This window comes from Oliverpabstia sp., from assembly GCF_022785585.1.
GTDB classification, from domain to species: Bacteria; Bacillota; Clostridia; order Lachnospirales; family Lachnospiraceae; genus Oliverpabstia; species Oliverpabstia intestinalis.
Genome location: NZ_JALFPR010000142.1, coordinates 1 through 2,976 on the forward strand (window position 1 = coordinate 1; position 2,976 = coordinate 2,976).

A 2,976-nucleotide genomic window follows, 5' to 3' on the forward strand; every position below is an offset into this window, starting at 1 on the left:
GTTACATATTCCGGCATCTCTACATTTTCCTGCTCGATCAGCTCCGGCAGTGTCAGTCCGTCTTTTACTTCTTTTTTCTCTCCTGCTACTGTGATAACCATGTCTTTTCTCCTTTATGTCTCTCTATACTCTCTTCAGATCTGTTCTTCGATCCAGCTGTTTAAATCTGCCTGTTTCAGTGCACCCACTTTTCGGTCTTTCGCCTGTCCGTCTTTAAAGAGGATCAGGGTCGGATTGGACTGCACTTCATACTGCTCTGCCAGTTCCACATCAAAGTTCGTATTTACCTTATATACTTTGATCTTATCTTCATAATCATCTTCCGCATTTCCTAACACCGGCGCCAGTTTTTTGCACGCCACACAGGAATCGGAATAAAAATCCACCAGAACCGGAAGCGATTCGTTCAATACTTTCTCTTCAAAATCTGCTTTGCTTACCCGTACTGCCATTATTCGTCCACCTTTCTTACATACATGGTGTAAGTGCCGTCTTCATTGTCGGTTAATTTCAGTACTTTATGTCCTTCTTCTTTCATGCTTCGCGGAACATTCTGTACCGGTTCCCCGTCGTTCATGCGGACAGCCAGGACCTCTCCATCCTCCAGTTCTTCGATGGCAACTTTTGCCTTTACGAATGTCAGGGGGCATACTTTATCGGTAATATCAACCTCATCGGTTACTTCAAAATCTAATTCAGCCATGATGGTTCTCCTTTCACTGTCCCTCGTACGCTTCTTTCAACTGCTTGCGGAAATCTTCCTCTCCCACACGCTGCAACGTCTTACGAAAACGTTCGCTTGGATTTGCATTTTTCTCAAAGAAAGTGATCGCCGCATCAGTCACACGAAACAGTGTTTCCTTGTCCGGGATCAGCGGAAGCAGTTCTTCTCCTTTGTAGATGTTATTTCCGAAAGTTCCTCCAAAAGATACAATATATCCCGGAGTTCCCTCCCATGCATCCACCGGGCAGCTCTTGACACAGCGACCGCAGTGATTACATTTCTCTGCATCCAGCTCTACTTTACCGTCCACCATTTTCAGTGCTTCCTGGCGACAGGCTTTCACACATACACCACAGGAGATACAGTCGTCTTCTTTGTATGCGATGTTCATACCACCTTTGATTCCCACATCATTTTCTTCGGCTTTCAGACAGTTATTCTGACATCCGGTAACACCGAATTTGAACTTATGCGGAAGTTCCCGTCCGAAATATCTGGCATCCAGTTCTTTTGCCAGTGTGTAGGTGTCGACACATCCGCTGGGACAGACTTCCGATCCCTGGCAGGCTGTGATGGTACGGACACGTGGGCCGCACACGCCGGTTCCCACACCGCCTTTTGCCAGTTCTTCTTTTACCTCGGCAAGTTCTTCCACTTTGATAAACGGAATCTCGATTCCCTGACGGGATGTCATATGTACATAGCCGCGGCCGTATTTTTCTGCTACTTCCGCCACTTTTTTGATATTTTCTGCTGTCAGGTTACCACCGATCACGGCCAGTCGCAGGGAACCGTAACCTTTCTGTTTCTGTCTCATATAACCGCCCTTTTTTAAGGCTGCATAATCTACTTTTTGTGCCATCGTTCTCTCTCCTTTACCTTACAGCTGTCCGATCTTTTCAATCGCCTGTGCAAAATCTGCTTTCAGATCTTCGATATCTTCGATTCCCACACTGACCCGGATCAGATCTTCGAAAACACCTGCATCTTCTTTTTCCTGTTCTGAACTGTGAAGACTGATCGTGGATCCCGGATGGATCATCAGTGTCTTCGTATCCCCGATATTGGAAAGTGTGTATGGGATTTTCAGTGCATCAATCAATGCAAATGCATTTTCCTTACTTCCCACCCGCAGCGTCAGGATTGCTCCATATCCTCTGGAAAACTGTTTTTCAGAGATCTCATACCAGTTGCTGCTTTTCAGTCCCGGATAGTTGACAGTAACAGACGGATACGTCTCTTCTAGCCACTGTGCAAGTTCCAGCGCATTGCTGCACTGCCGTTCCATCCGCAGTCCCAATGTCTCCATCCCGATCAGATTCAGATACGCGTTCATCGGTGCCAGACATGCACCGGTGTCACGGAAAAGGCTGTTTCGGAGTCTTGCAATATAAGCCATCGGGCCAAATTTTTTGTAAGCTGCAATCTGAGGATACATCTCGGAATCCCATTGAAATCTTCCACTGTAAGTAAGAATACCGCTGATCGAATTGCTGCTTCCGTTGATGTATTTAGAAGAAGAATTGACCACGATATCTGCACCATGTTTTAGTCCTTGGAAAAGGTACGCTGTTGCTGTCGTGTTGTCCAGGATCAGTGGAATCTTATGCGCATGTGCAATTTCTGCCAGTCTTTCCACATCGGTCACATCCAGACAGGGATTGCCGATCGTCTCTGCAAAAAGCAGGCGGGTATGTTCGTTGATAGCTCCCTCGATCGCTTCCCAGTCATTGTTTTTTACATACCGGGTTTTGATACCAAATTCCTCGATATCACGAAACAGATCGATGGATCCTCCGTAAAGACTTGCAGAAGAGACAATCTCGTCCCCGCTTCGCACAATATTTAAAATGGCGTTCATGATCGCCGCCATACCGGAAGCACAGGCGATCGAAGCCATGCCGCCTTCCAGTTTTGTGATTCTGTTTTCAAATGCGGTTACTGTCGGGTTCCCTACACGGGTGTAACAGTAGCCGGGAGCTTTATTTTCAAATATTTTTTCCAGATCTGCGGCTGTGTCCTGTTCGAACGCACTGCTTTGACAGACCGGGGGAAGGGTTGCTCCGTTTGCCTCCCGAACCACTCCTGCATGGAGAAGGTCTGTATTAAAACTCATACGCTTATTCCTCTCTCACAGTAACGCGTCCTCTAGAGCGTGTCTGAAAAAGGCTTTTCGTGAGCTGCGAGTCTCAGTTTGTGGGAGATTTTATCCGAATGAGGGCGGCGTAGCGGGCTACGGCAACCGAATGAGG

5 protein-coding genes and 2 pseudogenes are annotated in these 2,976 nt (G+C 47.1%); 1 reads left to right on the forward strand and 6 read right to left on the reverse strand.

The window, feature by feature from the left end; translation table 11 throughout:
- From MSA64_RS12085 to MSA64_RS10090, 5 genes and pseudogenes are all read right to left on the reverse strand, one after another.
- Nucleotides 1-101, reverse strand: a pseudogene (locus tag MSA64_RS12085) (sulfur carrier protein ThiS); the annotation flags it as partial.
- Between the two features lie 33 nt (nt 102-134).
- A complete protein-coding gene (gene trxA, locus MSA64_RS10075) occupies nt 135-452 on the reverse strand; it encodes a thioredoxin (RefSeq protein ID WP_287891503.1) in 318 nt (105 codons plus the stop codon).
- Nucleotides 452-703, reverse strand: a complete 252-nt coding sequence (locus MSA64_RS10080) for a sulfurtransferase TusA family protein (protein WP_287891504.1) — start codon at nt 701-703, stop codon at nt 452-454. The genes trxA and MSA64_RS10080 overlap by 1 nt, the downstream gene beginning before the upstream one ends.
- Before the next feature lie 13 nt (nt 704-716).
- The gene (locus tag MSA64_RS10085; RefSeq protein WP_277663518.1) at nt 717-1,586 is read right to left on the reverse strand and encodes a 4Fe-4S binding protein; all 870 of its coding nucleotides are present in this window, start codon (nt 1,584-1,586) and stop codon (nt 717-719) included.
- An 18-nt stretch (nt 1,587-1,604) separates the two neighbouring features.
- Nucleotides 1,605-2,840, reverse strand: a complete 1,236-nt coding sequence (locus MSA64_RS10090) for an O-acetylhomoserine aminocarboxypropyltransferase/cysteine synthase family protein (protein WP_287891505.1) — start codon at nt 2,838-2,840, stop codon at nt 1,605-1,607.
- Between the two features lie 43 nt (nt 2,841-2,883).
- Here MSA64_RS10090 and MSA64_RS12090 point away from each other — a divergent pair.
- Nucleotides 2,884-2,934, forward strand: a pseudogene (locus tag MSA64_RS12090) (hypothetical protein); the annotation flags it as partial.
- Here the strand turns inward: MSA64_RS12090 and MSA64_RS12095 are convergent.
- A partial coding sequence (locus MSA64_RS12095; RefSeq protein WP_334302761.1) for a DUF6783 domain-containing protein occupies nt 2,914-2,976 on the reverse strand: 63 nt, incomplete at its 5' end. The pseudogene MSA64_RS12090 and the gene MSA64_RS12095 sit on opposite strands and share 21 nt — an antisense overlap.